The sequence below is a fragment of the Pseudomonas sp. MWU12-2020 genome (assembly GCF_023100605.1).
GTDB classification, from domain to species: Bacteria; Pseudomonadota; Gammaproteobacteria; order Pseudomonadales; family Pseudomonadaceae; genus Aquipseudomonas; species Aquipseudomonas fluorescens_H.
Map to the genome: position 1 here is coordinate 122,082 of NZ_JALMEX010000003.1, position 23,211 is coordinate 145,292.

Sequence of the window (23,211 nt, forward strand, 5' to 3'; positions counted from 1 at the left end):
GGTCTCCCTGTCGGAACCGGAATCCCCTGTGGGAGGGGGCTTGCTCCCGAAGGCGGTGTGTCAGGCTCCTTTGATGTCGCCTGACACGGCCTCTTCGCGAGCAAGCCCGCTCCCACATTTGGATTCGGTTCCTTCAGTGGGAGCTATTTCAGTTACAGATCAGCCAGGGTCGAGACCAGAATCGCTTTGATTGTGTGCATGCGGTTTTCCGCTTGCTCGAAGGCGATGCAGGCTGGCGACTCGAACACGTCGTCGGTCACTTCGATGCCGTTGGCCAGGTGCGGATACTGCTCGGCGATCTGTTTGCCGACCTTGGTATCGCTGTTGTGGAACGCCGGCAGGCAGTGCATGAACTTGGTGCGTGGGTTGCCGGTGGCTTTCATCAGTTCTTTGTTGACCTGGTACGGCAGCAGTTGCTGGATACGCTCGGCCCATGCCTCGACCGGTTCGCCCATCGACACCCAGACGTCGGTGTGGATGAAATCGACGCCTTTGACTGCGGCTTTCGGGTCTTCGGTCAGGGTGATGCGGGCGCCGGATTCTTCCGCGTATTTCTTGCAGCGATCGACCAGATCGTCATGCGGCCACAGGGCTTTCGGCGCGCAGATGCGCACGTCCATGCCGAGCTTGGCGCCGACCAGCAGCAGCGAGTTGCCCATGTTGTTGCGCGCGTCGCCGAGGTAGGCGTAGCTGATTTCGTGGATCGGCTTGTCGGCGTGCTCACGCATGGTCAGCACGTCGGCGATCATTTGCGTTGGGTGATATTCATCGGTCAGGCCGTTGAACACCGGCACCCCGGCGAACTTCGCCAGCTCTTCGACGATTTCCTGTTTGAAGCCACGGTATTCGATGGCGTCGTACATGCGACCCAGCACGCGGGCCGTGTCTTTCATGCTTTCCTTGTGGCCGATCTGCGAGGAATTCGGGTCGATGTAGGTGACGTTGGCACCCTGGTCGTAGGCCGCCACTTCGAACGCGCAGCGGGTACGGGTCGAGGTTTTTTCGAAGATCAGGGCGATGTTGTTGCCCTTCAGGTGTTGCTGCTCGGTGCCGGTGTACTTGGCGCGTTTCAGGTCGCGGGACAGGTCGAGCAGGTAACGCAGCTCACGTGGGGTGTGGTGTTCCAGGCTGAGCAGGTTACGGTTGTGGATATTAAAAGCCATGATGGATCTCCTTCGGTGTCGGTTATCCCCCTGGCCGCGCTTTGTAAGTCGCGGCCAGGGCTCAGAGGTTTAGTAATCGATTGGGTCGCGGATGATCGGGCAGGTCATGCAGTGGCCGCCGCCACGGCCGCGGCCCAGTTCACCGGCGCTGATGGTGATGACCTCGACGCCGGCCTTGCGCAGCAGGGTGTTGGTGTAGGTGTTGCGGTCGTAGCCGATGACTACGCCCGGCTCCACGGCCACCACGTTGTTGCCGTCGTCCCATTGCTCGCGTTCGGCGGCGAAGCTGTTGCCGCCGGTTTCCACCACGCGCAGCTTCGGCAGGTTGAGGGCTTTGGCGACGGTGTCGAGGAAGTTGGTTTCTTCGCGGCGAATGTCGATGCCGCCCTGTTTGCTTTCGTCAGGCCGCAGGGTGAACGCGACGATCTGGTTGACCACTTCCGGGAAGATCGTCACCAGGTCGCGGTCGCAGAAGCTGAACACGGTGTCCAGGTGCATCGCTGCACGGGACTTCGGCAGGCCGGCGACGATGACTTTTTCCACCGCTTTGTTCTTGAACAGGTTCAACGCCAGTTGGCCGATGGCCTGGCGAGAAGAGCGCTCGCCCATGCCGATCAACACCACGCCGTTGCCGATTGGCATCACGTCGCCGCCCTCAAGGGTCGAGCTGCCGTGATCCTTGTCCGGGTCGCCGTACCAGATCTCGAAATCGGCGTTGGTGAATTGCGGGTGGAATTTGTAGATGGCGGTGGTCAGCAGGGTTTCCTGGCGACGCGCCGGCCAGTACATCGGGTTCAGCGTCACGCCACCGTAGATCCAGCAGGTGGTGTCGCGGGTGAACTGGGTGTTCGGCAGCGGCGGCAGGATGAAGCTGGAGTGGCCGAGGAAGTCGCGGAACATCTGGATGGTCTTGCCACCGAAGCTGTCCGGCAGATCATCGGCGGACACGCCGCCAATCAGGAATTCGGCGATGTGCCGTGGCTCAAGGCTTTTCAGCCAGGATTTCACTTCGCTGATCAGGCCCAGGCCTACCGAGTCGGCGGTGACCTTGCGATCAAGAATCCAGTCCAGCGCTTCGGGGTTGGCGACGATGTCGGTCAGCAGGTTGTGCATTTCCAGCACGTCGATCCCGCGTTCACGCATCTTGGTCACGAAGTCGAAGTGGTCGCGCTTGGCCTGGGCGACCCACAGCACGTCGTCGAACAGCAGTTCATCGCAGTTGTTCGGGGTCAGGCGCTGGTGGGCCAGACCTGGGGAGCAAACCATGACTTTGCGCAGTTTGCCGGCTTCGGAATGGACGCCGTACTTAACTTTTTCCGTGGTCATTTCAGATCCTCCAGATAACCAATCAATCAGGTGTTACAGAGTCAGGAAGCCGTCGTAGAGGCCGTAGGCTGCCACCAGGGCACCAATGACCACCGCGGCGAAAATCAGCTTCTCGACGTTGGTGAAAACAGCTTGTTTGAGTTCGAGCTTGGCCTTGGCGAACAGGATTGCGCCGGGTGCGTAGAGCAGGGCCGAGAGCAGCAGATACTTGACCCCGCCGGCATACAGCAGCCACACCGCGTAGATCAGGGCGATGCCGCCGATGATCAGATCCTTGCGCCGCTCGGCTGCGAAGCCTTCGTAGGTTTCGCCACGTACGGCGAGCAGCAGGGCATAGGCCGCCGACCACAGGTACGGCACCAGAATCATCGAGGTGGCGAGGTAGATCAGCGACAGGTAAGTGCTGGCCGAGAACAAGGTGATGATCAGGAACAGCTGGACCATCGCGTTGGTCAGCCACAGGGCGTTGACCGGTACGTGGTTGGCGTTCTCGCGGCGCAGAAACTCGGGCATGGTGTGGTCTTTGGCGGCGGCGAACATGATCTCTGCACACAGCAGCACCCACGACAGCAGTGCGCCCAGCAGCGAGATGATCAGACCGACGCTGATCAGCACCGCGCCCCAGTGACCGACCACGTGTTCGAGCACGGCGGCCATCGACGGGTTCTGCAATTTGGCCAGTTCCGGCTGGGTCATGATGCCCAGCGACAGCACGTTGACCAGCACCAGGAACAGCAGCACGGTGATGAAACCGATGACGGTGGCCTTGCCGACGTCGGAGCGTTTTTCCGCCCGCGCCGAGAAAATGCTTGCGCCCTCGATGCCGATGAACACCCACACGGTGACCAGCATCATGTTGCGCACCTGGTTCATCACGCTGCCCAGATCCGGGTTTTTCACACCCCAGATGTCGGCGGTGAAGATGTCCAGTTTGAAGGCGAAGATCGCGATCAGAACGAACAGCAGCAGTGGCACGACCTTGGCGACCGTGGTCACCAGGTTGATGAACGCCGCCTCCTTGATCCCGCGCAGCACCAGAAAATGCACGGCCCACAGCAGCACTGAAGCGCCGATGACCGCAGCCACCGTGTTGCCTTCGCCGAAAATCGGAAAGAAATACCCGAGGGTGCTGAACAACAGAACAAAGTAGCCGACGTTGCCCAGCCAGGCACTGATCCAGTAACCCCAGGCGGACGAGAAACCCATGTAATCGCCGAATCCGGCCTTGGCGTAGGCGTAGACACCGCCGTCCAGGTCAGGTTTGCGATTGGCGAGGGTTTGAAAGACGAAAGCGAGGGTGAGCATGCCGACAGCGGTGATGGCCCAACCAATCAGTACCGCGCCGACGTCGGCGCTGGCGGCCATGTTTTGTGGCAAGGAGAATATCCCGCCACCGATCATTGAACCGACTACCAAGGCAACCAGTGCACCTAGTCGTAGTTTTCCGGGAGCTTCAGACATTGCATGACTCCATTGCAGGAGAGAAGAGTTCACAGCGTAGATCTGTTGTCTGTTCAATCAGCTGACATAGATCAGTGCATGGCCACATTCCATTGTTAATGAATGACTTATGAAACAACTGGAGGCATAACGCTATCGCCTGGAAAGCCCGTCCTAGAGGCTTTTGCCTGATGTGGTTGGGAATTGCTCTTATTACTTTCGAATTAACACGCTAGTTCTTTTTCAGCTTTTGGCAAATTTTCGCCATCTGTTTTCAGTACAGAATTGATTTATTAGGATTCGCGCACAAAACTGTCTTAGCGTGCTAGGCGTTAGCGTCAGTCGCTATATATAAATGGGTATTTCTCGGTATTACCTGATAAACGTCGTGTGGTATTAGGCGTTTAGTTAATAGTTGTTACAAATGAATTAAGGGAGACAAGAATGTCGCAACCGACGCAAAAGCTGCGACTGGGTGCGTTGATCGCCCTGGTGGTGGGTTCGATGATTGGTGGCGGGATTTTTTCCTTGCCGCAGAACATGGCCGCCCGCGCCGATGCCGGAGCGATCCTGATCGGCTGGGGCATCACCGCCATCGGCATGCTGACCCTGGCGTTCGTGTTCCAGACCCTGGCCAACCGCAAGCCCGAGCTGGACTCCGGGGTCTACGCCTACGCCAAGGCCGGGTTTGGCGATTACATGGGGTTTTCGTCGGCGTGGGGTTACTGGATCAGCGCCTGGCTGGGCAACGTCGGCTATTTCGTGTTGCTGTTCAGCACGCTCGGTTACTTCTTTCCGGTATTCGGCCAAGGCAATACGCCGGTTGCCATCGGCTGTGCGTCGGTGCTGTTGTGGGCCGTGCATTTTCTGGTGATGCGCGGGATCAAGGAGGCGGCGTTCATCAATCAGGTGACCACGGTCGCCAAGATCGTGCCGCTGATCATGTTCATCGTCATCGCGGCGGTGGCGTTCAAGGCCGATATCTTTACCCGCGACATCTGGGGCCGCAGCAACCCGAGCTTTGGCGGGGTGATGGATCAGGTGCGCAACATGATGCTGGTGACGGTGTTCGTGTTCATCGGCATCGAGGGCGCCAGCGTCTATTCGGCGCGGGCGGAGAAGCGCACCGATGTCGGGCGCGCCACGGTGATCGGTTTCCTCGGGGTGCTGGCGCTGCTGGTGCTGGTCAACGTGCTGTCGCTGGGGATCATGAGCCAGCCCGAATTGGCCAGGTTGCAAAACCCGTCGCTGGCGGCGGTGCTGGAACACATCGTCGGGCCGTGGGGCGCGCTGCTGATCAGCCTCGGTCTGGCGGTGTCGCTGCTCGGCGCATTGCTGTCATGGGCGCTGCTCTGCGCCGAAATCCTCTTCGCCACGGCCCGGGACAAGACCATGCCGGCGTTCCTGAAAAAGGAAAACGCCAACCATGTGCCGGTCAATGCGTTGTGGCTGACCAACGTGATGATTCAGCTATTCCTGCTGATCACACTGTTTTCTGCCGGCACCTACACCAGCCTGATCTACCTCGCTTCGTCGATGATTCTGGTGCCGTATCTGTGGTCGGCGGCGTATGCGGTGTTGCTCAGCGGGCGCGGCGAAACCTACGAACATGCCTCGGCCGAACGCACCAAGGACTTGCTGATTGGCGGCATCGCCCTGTGCTACGCGGTGTGGCTGTTGTATGCCGGCGGGGTGAAATACCTGCTGCTGTCGGCGCTGCTGTATGCACCGGGGGTGGTGCTGTTTGCCAAGGCCAAGCATGAGCAGGGCGAGCCGCTGTTCACTCATGTCGAGAAGGGCATTTTTACTTGTGTGGTGATTGGCGCGGGGCTGGCGGCCTATGGCTTGTACAGCGGATTGTTAGCGTTGTGAGGTTGAGGCTTGCGTATCAGCCGCCGTATGACTGGGAGGCTATGCTCGGTTTTCTTGCAGCGCGGGCGGTGGTCGGGATGGAGACCGTGGCTGATGGTGTGTATTCGCGCAGCATCGGTTTGAACGGTGTGCATGGCACGGTTTCGGTTTGGCCTGGCACGGGCGATGCGCTGGAGGTCGAACTGGATTTTCCTGATCCGGCGCTGCTGCCGCAGATTGTTGCAAGGTTGCGCCGGCTGTTTGATCTGGACGCAGATCTGGCAGTGATGCAAGGGCATCTGGCGAAAGATCCATTGCTGGCACGATTGATCGCCGAGCGCCCGGGGCTGCGGGTACCGGGGGCGTGGGACGGTCTGGAGCTGGCGTTTCGCGCGGTGCTCGGCCAGCAGATTACCGTGGTGGCTGCGATTCGCTTGGCGGGCAAACTTGTGGCGCAATATGGTGCGCCGTTACGCCCGGCGCTGCCGGGTTTGAGTCATGTTTTCCCTCAGGCGAGTGTGTTGGCGACGGCAGATCTGGCGGCGCTGGGCATGCCGAAAAGTCGCGGGCGAACGTTATCGGGCGTGGCGCAGGCGCTGCTCGATGATCCGCTGTTGTTCGCGCCGGGACGCGAGGGCGGGGTGGCACGGCTCTTGGCGTTGCACGGGATTGGTGAGTGGACGGCGCAGTACATCGCACTGCGGCAGTTGCGCGATATGGATGGCTTTCCTCATGGCGATGTCGGGTTGCTGCGGGCGCTGGAAGTGCTGGAAGGTGTGCGGCCGACAGCGCGGGAATTGGCTGATCGAGCTGAAGTCTGGCGACCCTGTCGGGGGTATGCGGCGCAGGTGTTGTGGACGTCTTTGAGTCGGGCGGATTGAGCCTGAACCAGTGTTGTCGGTGCAACCGTCTTCGCGAGCAAGCCCGCTCCCACAGGGGAACGCATTTCACCTGTGGGAGCGGGCTTGCTCGCGAAAGGGCGCGAATGGTCATCACCATTGCGGGCGATGTGAACCCAATTCGGTGGCCGGCAACGCCCATTGCAACGGGGTCTCGCTGATCTTCAGCGGTGCCAGCAAGCGGTGCGCCGGCCCCCACGGTGTCTGTTCCAGCGACAGGCTTTGATCCTGCTCATCTTCAGCACGCAACGGATCGCTCGGCCCCGGCCCCTGTTCGATCAACAGTTTGGCCGTACGCGCCAGTGACAAACGCGCCGAGCCTCCCTGACCGGTCCTTAAGCGTTCGGTCAAAAGTCGGATCGCACTCGCCGCCATCAAATACCCGGTGCCGTGATCCAGCGCCTGCACCGGCAACGGCGTCGGTTTGTCAGCCTGTTTCCAGCGCTGCCCGGCTTCGGCGATGCCGCTGCTCATCTGCACCAGGCTGTCGAAGCCGCGTCGGTTGTGCCACGGGCCGCTCCAGCCATAGGCGTTGAGGCTGACGTCGATCAGCCCCGGCGCCAGTTGTCGGCGGCGTTCGGCGCCGAAGCCGAGATGTTCCAGGGCATCGGCGCGGTAGCCGTGCAGGAGGATGTCGGCGTCCTTCAACAGGTTTTCGAACAATGCACGATCGGCCGATTGCTGCAGATCCAGTCGCGCACAACGTTTGCCCAGGGTGACTTCCGGCACCACGCCCGGCTCGTTCCAGCTCGGCGGATCGATGCGCAGCACATTGGCACCGAGGCCCGCGAGGAAACGGCTCGCGGTGGGGCCAGCGAGCACGCGGGTCAGGTCCAGCACTTTGAGCCCGGCCAATGGTTGCGCGACTGAGCCTGCCCAGGGTTGCGCGATCTGTTGGTGATCGGCACTGAAATGCACCAGCGGCTCAGCATTTACTGCCAGCCCCTGCGGGTGTTGCTGCCACTGCGCCCAGCTGCGCATTTCGGCGGCGCAGCCCTTGGCGTCGACTATCGCTTGCTCCAGATCGGCGCCGCTCCATTGCGCGACTTTCGCCGCCATCGCTGCACGATCGGCGCAGGCACCGAGCACGCTTTCGGCAGCGGCGCGGTGATGCGGGGCGTTGGTGTGCAGGCGGATCCAGCCGTCGCGGGTCGCGTAGTCGCCGGCGATCGGGTCCCACAGCGGCGGTAAATCCCAGCCCATGGGGCGGATGGAAGAAGCGAACCAGAACGAGGCCAGACGCCGATCAACTTCCACGGCAGGCAAGTGCCCGGTCTGTTGCCGGAGCAGTTCGCTGACGGCCTGACCGGCAGCGGCGATGCTCGCGCAGGCCAGGTCGGTGACGGCAAACGCCGAGGGCAGGGCGCCACGGTCAGTGTACGGAATCGGCGTGTGTGGCAAGCCGAGTGCGGCTTGAATGGACGTGAGTAAATCAGTCATCGAAGGCCCTCCGGGAGAGAGGGCGATGATAGTGCAAAAGAATCTCGGCTTAGATGAAAACCCTCATCTCCTGAGTCAACACAAATCCCTGTGGGAGCGGGCTTGCTCGCGAATGCGGTGTATCAGCAACATCTAAAGTGACTGACACACCCTATTCGCGAGCAAGCCCGCTCCCACAAGGGGACTGTGGTGGATTTCAGACGCGGAACTGATCCATCAATTTCATCTGTTGACTGGCCAGCGCATTCAACTGGCTGCTGATCGCCGCCGATTCAGTGGCCTGCTCGGTCAGCGTCTCAGTCACGGTACGAATCGCCGAGACGTTGCGATTGACCTCTTCGGCCACGGCGCTCTGCTGTTCGGCGGCGCTGGCGATCTGCAGGTTCATGTCGCTGATCACCGTCACCGCATCGCTGATCTTGCCCAGTGCGTCCACCGCCTGACGGATCTGCCCGGCGTTGTTGTGCGCCTGGGTCTGGCTCGAATGCATGGTCGCGACCACGCCACGGGTGCCGGTCTGGATGCGTTCGATGACGATGCGGATTTCTTCCACCGAATCCTGAGTGCGCTTGGCGAGGTTGCGCACCTCGTCGGCTACCACCGCGAAACCACGACCGCTTTCCCCGGCGCGGGCGGCTTCGATGGCGGCGTTGAGCGCCAGCAGGTTGGTCTGTTCGGCGATGCTGCGGATGACTTCCAGCACCGAACCGATCTGCTCGCTGTTGACCGCCAGTGCTTCGACTTCGGTCACCGCTTTGCTGACTTCATCGGCCAGTTGATTGATGTCGCGGGTGCTGCGCTCGATGATCGACATGCCGTCCTTGGCCGACTGATCGGCACCCTTGGCGGCGTTGGCCGCGTTCGACGCGCTGTTGGCGACGTCGTGGGCGGTAGCGCTCATTTCGTTGGAGGCGGTGGCGACCTGATCGATTTCGCGGAACTGCACCTGCATGCCTTCGCTGGTCTGGCGGGCGATTTCCGAGGACTGATCAGCAGTGCCACGCGCTTCGGTGATGCTCTGTTTGATCTGGGCGATGGTCGGTTGCAGTTTGTCGAGGAAGCGGTTGAACCAGTTCACCAGTTCGCCCAGTTCATCTTTCTTGCTGTAGTTCAGGCGCTGGGTCAGGTCGCCTTCACCGCTGGCGATGTTCTTCAGCATTTCAGCAACGCTGTTGATCGGCCGGGTTACGCCCGACGCGGTGAGCCAGATCAGCAGCAGGCCGATCAGACCGGCAACTACCGCCACCAGCAACGCCGTGATCACCCCGGTTTTCTGCGCATCGTCGAGCACCGCTTGCAGCTTGACCGAATCGGCCAGCAGCACCTGTTTCGGCAGGTCGATGACCACGCCCCAGGCCCGCGAGTTACCAATCGGATCGACCGGGTACACGGCGCGAATCAGGTCGCCCTGTTCGAGAATTTTCGGCGTGCCGCTGCTGACCAGTTGCAGGACATCCTTGCCTTCGGCACCGAGCGTTTCGCTGATTTGTTTGCCGACTTTCTTCGCATCGGAACTGTCTGCACCGAGCACGCCGCTGCCGGAGACGATCAGCATGTGCCCGGCGCCGTTGAACAGGTCGCGCTGCGAGTCGAGCGCCGCCGCTTGCAGGGCGTCGAGGGCGATGTCGACGCCGACCACACCGATGGCCTTGCCGTCGACGATCAGCGGCACGGAAATGGTGGTCATCAACATTTCCTTGGTCCCGACGGTATCGGCGTACGGGTCGAGCAGGCAGGTGCGCTTGTTGTCGCGAGGGCAGGTGTACCAGCTGTTGTACGGCGTGCCGCTGACGCTGAGGGTGGTCTTGGTCATGTCTTCTTCGACCATGATCGTGTTCAGCGCCGAACCGGCAGCGCGGCTCCAGTAGGTCGCAAAACGCCCGGCTTCGTTGGACTGGCGCGCCGCATCGTTGACGAATTCGCTGTCCTTGCCATCGAGGCCGTTGGGTTCGAAAGCGAGCCAGATGCCGAGCATCTTGTCGTTGCGCTCGAATGCGGTTTTCAGGCTCTGATTCAACTCTTCACGCAGGGCCCCGGCCTCCAGCGAACGCTTGGCGGCCATCACGCGCATGTCCTTGATCTGGTCGGCCAGGGCGGTGATCACCGTCAGGCTTTCGCCAAAGGTCTTCTGTACTCGCACCGCCTGCTCGGCCGCCTTGGCCTGCAACAGGTTCTGCACACTCGCGGTGAGCATCTTGCTGCTGGAGTCGCTGACCACTTCATCGTTCTGGTTGGTCTGGTAAATGTTTATGCCGACGATCAGCGCAACCACACCGAGCAGGCACAGACCGGAGAGCAGGACGATTTTCAGGCGAATGGAAAGAGAGTCGAACATGGGGCGATCTCGTGAATGAATGAGCAGGTGGCCACGGGATGAACTACCCGGTTCGCCAAATCCATTCAGCGCCATGCATTGCTCATCGGCGCACAACGAGGGCGCATGAGGCGCTTGCCGACGAACGGTCAGCGCTAAACGTTTGCGCAGGGGATTGTGCCGAAAAGGCGATTAATTACAGGGAAGTTTCAGCCTGATGAACACCGGGGAGCTGCTGGTGATGAGGCTTTGTGGTGAGGGGATTCATCCCCGATGGACTGCGCAGCAGGCCCAAAACCTGACCACCATTTTTAACTGAAACTCTGCGGAGCCTGATTAGTGGCTGCTGCGCAGCCAATCGGGGATGAATCCCCTCACCACAAAAGCTCATTTGCCAAAAATAGCGGGCGGTCAGGCGGGGGGCGGGATCGCTTCCGGGCGTGACCAGATCCACAGATTGCCCAGACTCATTCCGCCAATCGCCAGATATACCGGCCAGCCGTGATCAAGCATCACCAGCATCAGCGTCGCGCACAGCAGCATGCTGACGGTGGCGCTGACCTTGGCCTTGCGCGCGATGATCTTGCCGTTGCGCCAGTTGCTCAGGATCGGCCCGAACAGCCGATGGTTTTCCAGCCAGGCACTCAGGCGCGGCGAGCTGCGAGTCGCGGCCCAGGCGGCGAGCAAAATGAACTCGGTGGTCGGCAGGCCGGGCACGACGATGGCGATCAGGCCAATGCCGAGGCTGACGTAGGCCAGCAGGCCGAACAGCAGGCGGGCGAGTTTTGACGAGGCGGGTTGCGGCATGGGCTCGGGATTGCTGTGAGGCGAAACGGGGGATTCTACAGGCTAGCGCTGTTCCCATGTGGGAGCGGGCTTGCTCGCGAATGCGGTGTGTCAGTGACATATCAGGTGACTGACACAGCGCATTCGCGAGCAAGCCCGCTCCCACAAGGGGAATTTGCGGTGTATCAGGCCGGTTCGGCTGCGGTCGCGTAAGCCTGTTCCAGCAGCACGGTGAAGCGGTTGAACGCGTCGATCGCGCCTTGCTCGACTTCGGCTTCTTCCTCGGCAGTGAACTGCAGCGAGTCGAGGGTGCGCACGAAGCTTTTCCAGCCTTCGGCACGGCCGCCTTCCGGCTCGCCCAGGTGACGGGCGCCGAAGGTTTCGCTGAGGTCCAGCGCCACCGCGCGTTTGATCAGGAACGCGGCGCCGAGCTTCGAACCTTCGGAGACGAAGATCCAGCCGAGGGCGCGGGCCTTGCTCGGGTTTTTCAGCGCACCGGCCACCGGTGCCGGGATGTCGGTGTCCAGATCCGCCAGGTCAGCCTTGGCTGCTTCGGCGCGGCATCGGGCCGACAGATCCGGGACGATGGCAGCCAGTTCGGCGTCGTTGTACAGGTCTACCAGTTCCGACTGGAACAGGTATTGCGCGACCACGAAACGCGCGAAGTTGGCACGGGTTTCGAACGGCGCGTGGGCCTTGACCAGGGCGTCGAGCTTGCTGTGCGGCTCGTGGGTGATCTGGTTCAGGCGTTGTGAACGCAGGGCTTTTTCCGATGTGGTCATGGGGTGTCCTTGATAAAAGAGGCGCTTGATAACGAGACGAACGGGCAGGTGCCAAACCGTAAAAAAAGCCCTGCGATGCGCTGAACAATGCGCGTCGCAGGGCCGTCCGGATCAGATGTCCCAGACCAGATTGATCGCGAAGTTGCGGCCCGGTTGGGTCAGACGATCAAGGTTGGCCGGTTGCGTCACCGAGGCTTCGCCGACGCTGTCGTAACCGCGCACGTCATCCCACAGCCAGTACTTCTTGTCGGTCAGGTTGTAGATGCCACCGCTGACGGTGACGTCGTCGGTGACTTTGTAGTAGCCGGCCAGATCGAGAATGCCGAAGCCCGGGGTCTTGAACTGGCTGCTGACGCCATCCGGCGACTTGAAGTTGCTGTCGTCGACGCGGTCCTTTTTCTTCACCACGGTCCAGCTCAGCAGGCCACCGTAGTTGTCCTGGTCGTAACCCAGGCCGAACACGCCGGTCAGCGGATTGACGCTGTTGAGCGGTTCGCCGTTGTCGTTGTTGCGACCGTAGGCGTAAGCGATCGAGCCCTGGGTGTAGAGGCCTTGCGGCGCGCCGAACGCATCGAGGTTCAGACGACCTTTGACTTCGGCGCCCTTGATGGTCGCGTGCTTGATGTTGCTCGACTGGAAGGTCAGCTCGTCGTAGCCGGGGGTGACGGCGTCTTCGTTGATGAAATCGCGGTACTTGTTATAGAACACCGCCACGTCGAACGAGCCTTGCTCGAAGTTGCCGCGCAGACCGGTTTCATAGCTTTTGCTTTTTTCCGGTTCCAGGTTCGGGTTCGGCGCCACGTTGTAGCCGGTGGTGCTGTTTTCGAAGCGCCCGTACAGCGCTTTTGCGGTCGGCGTGCGGAACCCTTCGGCGTATTGGCCGTACCAGGTGTAGTTATCGGTCAGGGCATAGGTCAGGCCGAATTTGGGCGAGACTTTGTGCCAGGTCTTGTTCTCGTCGCTGACCGTGCCGTTGCCGTCGGCGGCCACGGTGTTGAGGAATTCCTGGGTGACGTGCGGCTTGAGCTGGGTGTAGTCGTAGCGCAGGCCCGGCAGGAAGGTCCACTTGTTCCAACTGATCTGATCCTGGGCGAACAGGCTGTAGGTGTTGATGGTCGGGTCCGGGAAGTCGCTGGATTTTTTCAGCACATCCGCCGCGCTGGTGGCGCCGATGGCGGTGCAGCCACGACCGACCGCCAGGCACTTGCCGTCGCCGCTGCGCGAACCGGTGACTTTCTGTTGTTTGATCGTGGTGCCGTAGGTCAGCACGTGATCGGTGTCACCGATGGCAAACGCCTTGTCCAGTTGCGCATCGAACACCCACTGTTTTTCCTCGTAGATCGTGTCGCGGGTGCGCAGCACTTTACGGGTCATCGGGTAGTAGAACTCTTCGGTGCTCTGGTCGGTCTTGGCGATCTGGTGATTGAGGCTCCACTTCACGTTATCGGCCAGCAGGCTGTCGAGGGCGAAGCTGTGCTCCAGGCCGAAACGCTCGCGGGTGATGGTGTCGTTGCCGGTCCGCCACTGGTACATGCCGCCGGGCAGCACACTGTTGGGAATGGTCGGCGCGCCATTGAAGTACGGGCCGCCGTAGGCGCTTTTCTGATCGGTGTCGCGATCGTCCTTGTACTTCTCGTAGGTCAGGCCCAGACGGGAACCTTCGTTGTAGTTCCAGCCGATCTTCGCCAGGACGTTGGTGGCTTTGACGTCTTCCGGGTTGGCGGCGGTGCGCTCAAGGCCAATGCCGTTGTTGCTGCCGTAGGAGTCGGTTTCGTGACCGTCGCGCTGGCTGAAGTGCAGCAAGCCGTCGAACTGCTCGGCACGGCCGGCGACGGTGGCGGATTTCAGCCAGCTCTCATCGGCGGAGCTGTAACCGGTTTTGAGGCGAGCGCCGACGTCTTTGCCGGGCTTGATGATGTCGTCCGGGTCGAGGGTGTAGTAGCTGACGGCGCCGCCGATGGCGTTGCTGCCGTACAGCACCGAGGCCGGGCCCCGGAGGATTTCCACGCGTTTGACGATTTCCGGGTCGACGTAATTGCGCTGGGTCTTGGCGTACGGGCCATTGAAGAAACCGTCCGGCACTTCGACGCCGTCAACCTGCGTCAGGATGCGGTCGCCGTCGATGCCACGGATGTTGTAGCCGCTGATACCGCCACGCTGGCCGGCGCCGCCGACCGACACGCCCGGCTCGTAACGCACCAGATCCTTGATGGTGTTGACGTTGTTGCGATCCAGATCCTGGCGGGTCTGCACGGTGACGGTGGCCGGCACGCTGCTGACCGATTGTTCCTGGCGGGTGGCGCTGATGGTCACCTGATCCAGATTGAGCGCGCCGCTGTTGTTGCGCTTCTCCAGCACCACGTTGTTGTTGCTCAGCTTGCGGAAGCTCAGGTTGGTCCCCACCAACAGGCGCTCCAGGGCTTTTTCCGGCGGCAGCGAACCGCGCACACCCGGCGACGATACGCCCTGACCCAATTCTGCCGGCAAGCCGACCTGCCAACCGGTGACAGTGGTGAAGGCATTGAGCGCCGACACCAGCGGTTGCTGGCCGATCGAGAACGAATAATCACCCATGTTGCGCGCCGGTTGTTCGGTGGCAGCCATCAGCGGTGCAGTGCCGGCCATGAGGATGGCGGCCGTCAGCAACGACAATACGCGGGAAGGGGAAGCAGTCTGGCGGGTAAGGCGAGAGGACATCGATAGCGCTCCGTGTCGCACGAATCTTTATATGTGCTGATCCGCCTCCGAAGATGCGAATCAATTGCATTGGCTATAACGAGACGAACGGCCTTTCGCTATCGAGTAAAAATAATTCTCATTTAGTTCAGAATTACCAGCGCGGGGAATTCCTGCAGGCGCGCCGAGGTGATGTGGGCGAGGGAGCGCACCACGTCCAGCGGCTGGTCGAGGCGGTAGTTGCCGGTGACGTTGACGTCGGCCAACTGTTCGTTGGTGTTGATGATCCAGCCCGGGTAGTAGCGGCGCAGTTCGGCCAGCACCTGATTCAACGGGCAGTTTTCGAACACCAGTCGGCCCTGGACCCAGGCCAGGTCGGTCGCGGCATCGAGCTTACCCGGACGATCGAAACCGTTGGGGCCGATGCGGATGCTTTCGCCTGCGCTCAAACGCACTCGCGCATCGTTGTGCGTGGCGCGCAGATCGACATCGCCGCGTTGCACATTGACCTGCGCCACGCCGTCCAGATAGCGCACGGCGAACGCGGTGTCGCGCACGCTGGCCTGCACCGGGCCGGCATCGATTTCCAGCGGCTGAGCCCGGTTGGCCGCTACCTCGAAAAACGCTTCGCCCTGATACAGCCTTGCTACTCGCTGGCGCTCATTGATGGTGCTGGAGAATGCCGAGTTGGTGTTGAGCAGCACCTTGGAGCCGTCCTCCAGTTGCAGGCGCTGACGCTCGCCGACCACTGTCAGATGATCGGCCTGAAGGCGCATCGGCAGGTTGCTGAAACTGAACAGACCGAGCACCAGCACCGCAGCCGTCGCTAACGGTTTCCAGTGCGGACGCAGACGTTTGAGCAACGTGACTTTCGCAGGCTTCGCCGCGAGACTCTGCGCACACTGCACCACTTGCGGCCCGTCCCAGATCGCCTGAGCCTTGGCGAATGCCTCGGCATTCAACGGATCGGCCGCCAGCCATGCGTGAAATTGCCGGGTCTGCTCTTCGTCCGCACTGCCCAGCACGATGAGCCAGTCCAGAGCCTGGTCCATTGCACGGGCGGCGTCCTGCGCCGTTGCAGGCGAAGGCGGGCGGTGGGTATCCGTCACGGTGTGTCCTCGGCAGTGTCTGTGCACGGCTGTTTTTTTAGTGAAGCGTAAAAGTCGGGCAAGGGTAACAAAGCCCGATGATCAGTGCAGTCGATGCTGCTGTCTGAAATCGCCTGCAACCTCAGGCGCCATTCAAGCGCTCGGCGACACCGATGCAGATCGACATGATCAGCTTGAGTTCCTTCTGCACGGTGCTGAGGGACACATTCAGCTCGTCGGCGATTTCCTGGTAGCTGTGCCCGTGCAGGCGGCTGAGGATGAAAATCTGCTGCTGACGCGGGCTGAGTTGACTGAGGCTCACGTTCAGGCGCTCCAGCAATTGTTCGGCGTGGGCGGCGTCTTCGGCGCTGCTGGCGGGGGCGGCGACGCTGTGCACCACGTCCTGCGGCACGTCATCGACCATGGTCCGCGAATGGATCTTGCGCGCACGCAGGTGATCCAGCGCCAGATTGCGCGCGGTCTGAAACACGAAGGGTTCAAGGTGATCGATGGCGCGCTCGCTCAACGCCCGCGTCACGCGCAGGTAGGTTTCCTGCAACAGGTCTTCGGCGGTGCTGTGGTTGTTGACCATGCGCTCGATCGTGCGCAGCAGGGACGTGCGCTGAGAGAGAAAGACATGATTGAAGCGCGATTGACTCACGGGGGAACCTGATCCATTTCGAGCGAATGATAATGCTTATCATCCAGTCGAGTGGTCAAGTGTTGATTTCAGACTGAAATCAAAAACCTGTGGGAGCGGGCTTGCTCGCGAATGCGGTGGGTCAGTCGATAAATCAATTGCCTGACACGACGCCTTCGCGAGCAAGCCCGCTCCCACATGGGGGAAGGGGATTATTCCGCGTTGCAGAGCGCCAGGCAGTTATCCAGCATGCGGTTGGAGAAGCCCCACTCGTTGTCGTACCACGCCAGCACCTTCAGCAGTTTGCCGCTGACTTTGGTGTGGTTGGCGTCGAAGATCGACGACAACGGGTTGTGGTTGAAGTCGCTGGAAACCAGCGGCAACGTGTTGTAACCGAGAATTTTCGAGTGCTGGCTGGCAGCCTTCATCAGTGCGTTGACTTCCTCGGCCGTGGCTTCCTTCTTCAACTGCACCGTCAGGTCCACCAGCGACACATTGATCACCGGCACCCGCACGGCCATGCCGGTCAGTTTGCCCGCCAGTTCCGGCAGCACCAGGCCTACCGCTTCGGCGGCGCCGGTCTTGCTCGGGATCATGTTCTGCGTGGCCGAACGCGCGCGGTACGGGTCGGTGTGGTAGACGTCGGTCAGGTTCTGGTCGTTGGTGTAGGCGTGAATGGTGGTCATCAGACCGCTTTCAATCCCCAGCTCGCGGTGCAGCACCTGCGCCACCGGCGCCAGGCAGTTGGTGGTGCACGAAGCGTTGGAGATGATCTGGTGCGACTGGCGCAGAATGTCGTGGTTGACGCCGTAAACGACGGTGGCGTCGGCGCCCTTGGCCGGGGCCGAGATGATGACTTTGCGGGCGCCGGCAGTAAGATGCGCGGCGGCTTTGGCACGGTCGGTGAACAGACCGGTGCATTCGAACACTACGTCGATTTTTTCCGCCGCCCACGGCAGGTCGGCCGGGTTGCGAATCGCGCTGACCGAGATACGGTCGCCATTGACCGTCAGGCTCTCATTGTCATGGGCCACTTCGGCGTCGAATGTGCCGTGAACGGTGTCGTATTTGAGCAGATGGGCATTGATCGAGCTGTCGCCCAGATCATTGATGGCGACGATCTGCAAATCCTGTCGATAGCCTTGGGTATACAGTGCGCGCAGGACATTACGGCCGATGCGGCCAAAACCATTGATTACGATTCGAAGAGTCATTGAACAGCGCCGCCGTCGTTTTGTTGTTGGAATTACAAGATTATTCGCATAAAAATAGAAAACAAGCCTTTTTAGTGGCAATATTTTGTTTTATCTACAACGAGTGACCTGAATCAACTGGTCCGAATGGTCAAAAAAACCGTCTGTCATTCCAACAACAACGGCGTTTGATCAGCATAGACAATCAGGTCGCCACATCCGTTAGCCTGGAGTTCTACACATGCATCCCCGCGTTCTTGAGGTCACCGAACGGCTTATCGCCCGCAGCCGCGCCACGCGTCAGGCTTACCTTGCACTGATTCGCGGCGCCGCGACTGACGGCCCGATGCGCGGCAAGCTGCAATGCGCCAACTTCGCCCACGGCGTGGCGGGGTGCGGTAGCGAAGACAAGCACAGCTTGCGGATGATGAACTCGGCGAACATCGCCATCGTTTCTTCGTATAACGACATGCTCTCGGCGCACCAGCCGTACGAAGTCTTTCCCCAGCAGATCAAAAACGCCTTGCGCGAAATCGGTTCGGTCGGCCAGTTCGCCGGCGGTACGCCAGCGATGTGCGATGGCGTCACCCAGGGCGAGCCGGGCATGGAGCTGAGCCTGCCGAGCCGCGAAGTGATCGCCATGTCCACGGCGGTGGCGCTGTCGCACAACATGTTCGACGGCGCGCTGATGCTCGGCATCTGCGACAAGATTGTGCCGGGCCTGATGATGGGCTCCCTGCGTTTCGGCCATCTGCCGACGATCTTCGTCCCGGGCGGGCCGATGGTCTCGGGGATTTCCAACAAGGAAAAAGCCGACGTGCGGCAGAAGTACGCCGAAGGCAAGGCAACCCGCGAAGAGCTGCTGGAATCGGAGATGAAGTCCTACCACAGCCCGGGCACTTGCACCTTCTACGGCACCGCCAACACCAACCAGTTGCTGATGGAAGTCATGGGCCTGCACTTGCCGGGCGCGTCTTTCGTCAATCCGAACACCCCGCTGCGTGATGCCCTGACCCGCGAAGCCGCGCATCAGGTCACGCGTCTGACCAAACAGAACGGCAACTTCATGCCGATCGGCGAAATCGTCGACGAGAAGGCGCTGGTCAACTCGATCGTCGCGCTGCACGCCACCGGCGGCTCGACCAACCATACCCTGCACATGCCGGCCATCGCCATGGCTGCGGGTATTCAATTGACTTGGCAGGACATGGCCGACCTCTCCGAAGTCGTGCCGACCCTGAGCCACGTCTACCCGAACGGCAAAGCCGACATCAACCACTTCCAGGCCGCTGGCGGTATGTCGTTCCTGATCCGTGAGCTGCTTGAAGCGGGCCTGCTGCACGAAGACGTCAACACCGTGCTTGGCCACGGTCTGAGCCGCTACACCAAAGAGCCGTTCCTCGATAACGGTGAGCTGGTGTGGCGCGAAGGCCCGATCGAAAGCCTCGACGAAAACATCCTGCGCCCGGTCGCCCGCGCATTCTCGCCGGAAGGTGGTCTGCGAGTGATGGAAGGCAACCTTGGTCGCGGGGTGATGAAAGTCTCCGCCGTGGCGTTGGAAAACCAGATCGTCGAAGCACCGGCCATGGTGTTCCAGGATCAGCAGGACTTGGCCGATGCGTTCAAGGCTGGTCTGCTGGAGAAGGATTTTGTCGCGGTCATGCGCTTCCAGGGCCCGCGCTCCAACGGTATGCCGGAACTGCACAAGATGACGCCGTTCCTCGGCGTGCTGCAGGATCGCGGCTTCAAAGTCGCGCTGGTCACCGACGGGCGCATGTCCGGCGCATCGGGGAAAATCCCGGCGGCGATTCACGTCAGCCCCGAAGCTTATGTCGGTGGTGCTTTGGCGCGGGTGCAAGAGGGCGATATCATCCGCGTCGATGGCGTCAAAGGCACTTTGGAACTCAAGGTCGACGCCGCCGAATTTGCAGCGCGTGAACCTGCCAAAGGCCTGTTGGGCAACAACATCGGTAGCGGTCGCGAACTGTTTGGCTTCATGCGTTTGGCCTTCAGCTCGGCGGAGCAGGGCGCCAGCGCCTTCACTTCTGCCCTGGAGACGCTTAATTGAAACTGGCTTTGGTCGGTGATATCGGAGGCACCAACGCGCGGTTCGCGTTGTGGAAAAACCAGCAACTGGAATCGGTTCAGGTGCTGGCGACAGCCGACCACGCTAGCCCGGAAGAGGCGATCAGCCTTTACCTGAGCGGCCTCGGTCTGGCGCCGGGTTCGATCGGTTCGGTGTGCCTGTCGGTCGCAGGGCCGGTGAGTGGTGATGAATTCAAGTTCACCAACAACCACTGGCGCCTGAGCCGCACGGCATTCTGCAAGACCTTGCAGGTCGAGCAACTGCTGCTGATCAACGACTTCTCGGCGATGGCGCTGGGCATGACCCGTTTGCAGCCCGGCGAATTCCGCGTGGTCTGCGAAGGCACGCCGGAGCCGTTGCGCCCGGCGGTGGTGATCGGTCCAGGCACTGGCCTGGGCGTGGGCACCTTGCTCGATCTGGGCGAAGGCCAGTTTGCCGCGTTGCCGGGGGAGGGCGGTCATGTTGACCTGCCGCTGAGCAGCCCGCGTGAAACCCAGCTGTGGCAGCACATCCACAACGAAATTGGTCATGTCAGCGCAGAAACTGCATTGAGCGGTGGCGGTTTGCCGCGAGTCTACCGCGCGATCTGCGCAGTGGACGGACATGAACCGAAGCTTGATACGCCGGAAGCAATCACCGCAGCCGGTCTCGCCGGTGACCCGATTGCCCTGGAAGTGCTGGAGCAGTTCTGCTGCTGGCTCGGTCGTGTGGCGGGCAACAACGTGCTGACCACCGGTGGTCGTGGCGGCGTGTACATCGTAGGCGGGGTGATTCCGCGCTTTGCCGATTTCTTCGTCAACAGCGGTTTCGCCCGCAGCTTTGCCGACAAGGGCTGCATGAGCGATTACTTCAAGGGCATCCCGGTGTGGCTGGTGACGGCGCCGTATTCCGGGCTGGTGGGTGCCGGTGTGGCACTGGAGCAATCAATCCCGACCTGAAATGCAATCAAACTGTAGGAGTGAGCCTTTGTGGCGAGGGGATTTATCCCCGATGGCCTGCGAAGCAGGCCCTGCTTTTCCAGGGTCGCTGCGCAACCCATCGGGGATAAATCCCCTCGCCACAGGTTTTGTTCCTACAGGTGTTTTGTGGTGTTTGTAAAATCAGTGCTTAAGGCATAATCCGCCCCAATTCCAACAACAAGGATGCCTTCGAAGTGAGCTCAGTCAACAAGTCGATATTGTTGGTCGATGACGACCAGGAAATACGCGAGTTGCTGGAAACCTACCTGACCCGCGCCGGGTTCCAGGTGCGGGCCACAGCCGATGGCGCCAGTTTTCGCCAGGCACTCAACGAGGCGCCCAGCGATCTGGTGATCCTCGATGTGATGCTGCCCGACGAAGACGGTTTCAGCCTGTGCCGCTGGGTGCGCCAGCATCCGCGTCAGGCGCAGGTGCCGATCATCATGCTGACCGCCAGTTCCGACGAAGCCGACCGCGTGATCGGGCTGGAGCTCGGCGCTGATGATTACCTCGGCAAACCCTTCAGTCCCCGCGAGCTGCAAGCCCGAATCAAGGCGCTGTTGCGACGTGCGCAGTTCGGTCAGGAACGCAGCGGCAGCGACGTGCTGGCGTTCGACGAGTGGCGGCTGGACATGGTCAGTCATCGACTGTTCCACACCGACGGCGAAGAAGTGATTCTCTCCGGCGCCGACTTCGCGCTGCTGAAGCTGTTTCTCGATCATCCGCAGGAAATCCTCGACCGCGACACCATCGGCAACGCCACCCGTGGCCGCGACCTGATGCCGCTCGACCGGATTGTCGACATGGCCGTCAGCCGCTTGCGCCAGCGTCTGCGCGACACGGAAAAACCGCCGCGACTGATCCGCACCGTGCGCGGCAGCGGCTACCAACTGGCAGCCAATGTGGTTGCCGGCAATGGTCACTGAGTCGCTGCGCAGCCTCGCCGGCAAGGTACCGGTGCCGCGTTCGCTGCTCGGGCGGATGCTGCTGCTGACGTTGCTCGCGGTGCTATTCGCGCAGACGTTGTCGAGCGTGATCTGGGTCTCGCAACTGCGCGCCACCCAGCTCGAAGGCCTGGTCACCAGCGCCCGCAGCCTGGCCCATTCGATGACCGCCAGCGTCAGTTATTTTCGCTCGTTGCCGGTGGCGTACCGGCCGCTGGTACTCGACCAGTTGCGCAGCATGGGCGGCACCCGTTTTGTGGTGACGCTCAACGACAAGCCGCTGGGTATGGACGTGCTGCCGATCACCCCGCGCAAGGCGGCGGTGATCGAGGCAGTGGACGAAGTGCTGCGTCAGTCGCTGGGCCATGACACTGATATCTCGGTGACCTTTGTCAGCCCCGAGGATCTGCGGATCTTCAATGCCGGGCTGAAACTCGATGAGCTGCCGCGCTCGTGGGCGCATTACGCGTTGACCCTGGAACCGGTGAATCCGCCGGTGCTGGTGACGCAGATTCAGATGGCGCCGGGCGAGTGGCTGTACATCGCGTCGTTGTTGCCCGAACCCTACACCAGCCTCGAAGAACAAGGCCTGCCGGCGCAGCAGGTGTGGTTCATCGTCCTTACCAGCGGCTTTTTGCTGCTGTTCATCGGCCTGCTGGTGCACTGGCAGAGCCGGCCGCTCAAGCGTCTGGCGCGGGCGGCGCGGGATCTGTCGCTGGGCGCCGATGTCGAGCCGGTGGCCGAGGGCGGCGGCAGCGAAGTGGTGGAAGTGGGCCGTGCGTTCAACACCATGCGCGAGCGCATCAGCCGTTACCTGACCGAACGCAGCCAGTTGTTCAGCGCGATTTCCCATGACCTGCGCACACCGATCACCCGTCTGCGCTTGCGCGTCGAACTGCTCGAAGACGAGACGCTGCAAGCCAAGTTCGGCCGCGATCTGGATGAGTTGGAGCTGTTGGTCAAAGGCGCGCTGCAGTGCGTGAAAGACACCGACATTCACGAGAACATCGAGCCGGTGGATCTCAATCATGTGCTCGATTGTCTGGTGGAGCCGTATCTGGCGCCCAACGGCAATGGCCGCGTGACCCAGCAAGGCAAGGCGCTGGCGGCGTATCCGGGCAAGCCTCTGGCGTTGAAGCGCTGCATCGGCAACCTGATCGACAATGCGCTGAAGTACGGGCAGAACGCGCATCTGCACATCGATGACGATGAGCGCGCGTTTGTCCTGCACGTCGACGACGAAGGCCCGGGTGTCCCGGAGCAGCGGTTGGAGCAGGTGTTCGAGCCGCACTTTCGCCTGGCCGGGCAGCAGCAGGGTTATGGGCTGGGCCTGGGCATTGCGCGCAACATCGCTCACAGCCATGGCGGTGAAGTGACGTTGCAGAATCTGCGTGAGGGTGGGTTGCGGGTGACGTTGCAGTTGCCGCGCAGTGTTGACTGATACCACCCCTGTGGCGAGGGAGCTTGCTCCCGCTGGACTGCGCAGCAGGCCGTCTTTTGGGTGCCGCTTCGCGCCACAGCGGGAGCAAGCTCCCTCGCCACAGGTTTCACTTCTGATCTATGTCACAGACTGGTGACAAAACCCGCCCCCTTCGTTACAAGCCCACCGCGGCCCGTTGTTTAG

17 protein-coding genes are annotated in these 23,211 nt (G+C 61.3%); 6 read left to right on the top strand and 11 right to left on the bottom strand.

Annotated elements, in window-relative coordinates; all coding sequences use genetic code 11:
• Positions 1-152: 152 nt before the first annotated feature.
• The 3 genes from M0814_RS07900 to arcD (M0814_RS07910) all read right to left on the bottom strand — a co-directional run bounded on the left by M0814_RS07900 (position 153) and on the right by arcD (M0814_RS07910) (position 3,950).
• Positions 153-1,163, bottom strand: coding sequence for an ornithine carbamoyltransferase (locus tag M0814_RS07900; RefSeq protein WP_003227481.1), 1,011 nt, complete (start codon positions 1,161-1,163; stop codon positions 153-155).
• Positions 1,164-1,232: 69 nt separating this feature from the next.
• A complete protein-coding gene (gene arcA, locus M0814_RS07905) occupies positions 1,233-2,489 on the bottom strand; it encodes an arginine deiminase (protein WP_103486277.1) in 1,257 nt (418 codons plus the stop codon).
• A 33-nt stretch (positions 2,490-2,522) separates the two neighbouring features.
• Entirely contained in the window at positions 2,523-3,950 is a 1,428-nt protein-coding gene (arcD, locus tag M0814_RS07910) for an arginine-ornithine antiporter (RefSeq protein WP_103486276.1), read from the bottom strand.
• 423 nt (positions 3,951-4,373) lie between these two features.
• Here arcD (M0814_RS07910) and arcD (M0814_RS07915) point away from each other — a divergent pair, with 423 nt between their 5' ends.
• On the top strand, positions 4,374-5,801 hold the full coding sequence (arcD, locus tag M0814_RS07915) for an arginine-ornithine antiporter (protein WP_103486275.1): 1,428 nt from the start codon (positions 4,374-4,376) through the stop codon (positions 5,799-5,801).
• On the top strand, positions 5,798-6,661 hold the full coding sequence (locus M0814_RS07920) for a DNA-3-methyladenine glycosylase (RefSeq protein WP_103486274.1): 864 nt from the start codon (positions 5,798-5,800) through the stop codon (positions 6,659-6,661). Before arcD (M0814_RS07915) ends, M0814_RS07920 begins: the two co-directional genes overlap by 4 nt.
• Before the next feature lie 111 nt (positions 6,662-6,772).
• Here M0814_RS07920 and M0814_RS07925 read toward each other — a convergent pair whose 3' ends face one another.
• The 8 genes from M0814_RS07925 to gap all read right to left on the bottom strand — a co-directional run bounded on the left by M0814_RS07925 (position 6,773) and on the right by gap (position 17,619).
• Entirely contained in the window at positions 6,773-8,119 is a 1,347-nt protein-coding gene (locus tag M0814_RS07925; RefSeq protein WP_103486273.1) for a CoA transferase, read from the bottom strand.
• Positions 8,120-8,315: 196 nt separating this feature from the next.
• Positions 8,316-10,454 carry a methyl-accepting chemotaxis protein gene (locus tag M0814_RS07930; protein WP_103486272.1) on the bottom strand — a complete coding sequence of 713 codons (2,139 nt, stop codon included), beginning with the start codon at positions 10,452-10,454 and terminating at the stop codon, positions 8,316-8,318.
• A gap of 390 nt (positions 10,455-10,844) precedes the next feature.
• Positions 10,845-11,240 (bottom strand): YbaN family protein, encoded by a 396-nt coding sequence (locus M0814_RS07935; RefSeq protein ID WP_103486271.1) that lies wholly within the window; start codon positions 11,238-11,240, stop codon positions 10,845-10,847.
• Between the two features lie 164 nt (positions 11,241-11,404).
• A complete protein-coding gene (locus M0814_RS07940; protein ID WP_103486270.1) occupies positions 11,405-12,001 on the bottom strand; it encodes a biliverdin-producing heme oxygenase in 597 nt (198 codons plus the stop codon).
• 111 nt (positions 12,002-12,112) lie between these two features.
• Entirely contained in the window at positions 12,113-14,698 is a 2,586-nt protein-coding gene (locus M0814_RS07945; protein WP_103486269.1) for a TonB-dependent receptor, read from the bottom strand.
• Positions 14,699-14,820: 122 nt separating this feature from the next.
• Entirely contained in the window at positions 14,821-15,786 is a 966-nt protein-coding gene (locus M0814_RS07950) for a FecR domain-containing protein (protein WP_103486268.1), read from the bottom strand.
• A 121-nt stretch (positions 15,787-15,907) separates the two neighbouring features.
• Positions 15,908-16,426 (bottom strand): sigma-70 family RNA polymerase sigma factor, encoded by a 519-nt coding sequence (locus tag M0814_RS07955; RefSeq protein WP_041068631.1) that lies wholly within the window; start codon positions 16,424-16,426, stop codon positions 15,908-15,910.
• Between the two features lie 191 nt (positions 16,427-16,617).
• Positions 16,618-17,619 carry a type I glyceraldehyde-3-phosphate dehydrogenase gene (gene gap, locus M0814_RS07960; RefSeq protein ID WP_103486266.1) on the bottom strand — a complete coding sequence of 334 codons (1,002 nt, stop codon included), beginning with the start codon at positions 17,617-17,619 and terminating at the stop codon, positions 16,618-16,620.
• Between the two features lie 220 nt (positions 17,620-17,839).
• On the opposite strand from gap, the gene edd reads away from it, so the two are divergent.
• The 4 genes from edd to M0814_RS07980 all read left to right on the top strand — a co-directional run bounded on the left by edd (position 17,840) and on the right by M0814_RS07980 (position 23,028).
• A complete protein-coding gene (edd, locus tag M0814_RS07965; RefSeq protein ID WP_003227464.1) occupies positions 17,840-19,666 on the top strand; it encodes a phosphogluconate dehydratase in 1,827 nt (608 codons plus the stop codon).
• Entirely contained in the window at positions 19,663-20,622 is a 960-nt protein-coding gene (locus tag M0814_RS07970; protein WP_103486265.1) for a glucokinase, read from the top strand. Before edd ends, M0814_RS07970 begins: the two co-directional genes overlap by 4 nt.
• Before the next feature lie 215 nt (positions 20,623-20,837).
• Positions 20,838-21,569, top strand: coding sequence for a response regulator transcription factor (locus M0814_RS07975; protein WP_003227460.1), 732 nt, complete (start codon positions 20,838-20,840; stop codon positions 21,567-21,569).
• Entirely contained in the window at positions 21,559-23,028 is a 1,470-nt protein-coding gene (locus tag M0814_RS07980) for an ATP-binding protein (RefSeq protein WP_003227458.1), read from the top strand. Before M0814_RS07975 ends, M0814_RS07980 begins: the two co-directional genes overlap by 11 nt.
• Positions 23,029-23,211: the final 183 nt, after the last annotated feature.

Excerpts from the sequence above, each read along its gene's own strand:
- M0814_RS07930 (WP_103486272.1), bottom strand. The coding sequence starts at position 10,454 with ATGTTCGACTCTCTTTCCATTCGCCTGAAAATCGTCCTGCTCTCCGGT.
- arcD (WP_103486275.1), top strand. The coding sequence starts at position 4,374 with ATGTCGCAACCGACGCAAAAGCTGCGACTGGGTGCGTTGATCGCCCTG.
- edd (WP_003227464.1), top strand. The coding sequence starts at position 17,840 with ATGCATCCCCGCGTTCTTGAGGTCACCGAACGGCTTATCGCCCGCAGC.
- arcD (WP_103486276.1), bottom strand. The coding sequence starts at position 3,950 with ATGTCTGAAGCTCCCGGAAAACTACGACTAGGTGCACTGGTTGCCTTG.
- gap (WP_103486266.1), bottom strand. The coding sequence starts at position 17,619 with ATGACTCTTCGAATCGTAATCAATGGTTTTGGCCGCATCGGCCGTAAT.
- M0814_RS07925 (WP_103486273.1), bottom strand. The coding sequence starts at position 8,119 with ATGACTGATTTACTCACGTCCATTCAAGCCGCACTCGGCTTGCCACAC.
- M0814_RS07935 (WP_103486271.1), bottom strand. The coding sequence starts at position 11,240 with ATGCCGCAACCCGCCTCGTCAAAACTCGCCCGCCTGCTGTTCGGCCTG.
- M0814_RS07900 (WP_003227481.1), bottom strand. The coding sequence starts at position 1,163 with ATGGCTTTTAATATCCACAACCGTAACCTGCTCAGCCTGGAACACCAC.
- M0814_RS07945 (WP_103486269.1), bottom strand. The coding sequence starts at position 14,698 with ATGTCCTCTCGCCTTACCCGCCAGACTGCTTCCCCTTCCCGCGTATTG.
- M0814_RS07940 (WP_103486270.1), bottom strand. The coding sequence starts at position 12,001 with ATGACCACATCGGAAAAAGCCCTGCGTTCACAACGCCTGAACCAGATC.
- arcA (WP_103486277.1), bottom strand. The coding sequence starts at position 2,489 with ATGACCACGGAAAAAGTTAAGTACGGCGTCCATTCCGAAGCCGGCAAA.
- M0814_RS07980 (WP_003227458.1), top strand. The coding sequence starts at position 21,559 with ATGGTCACTGAGTCGCTGCGCAGCCTCGCCGGCAAGGTACCGGTGCCG.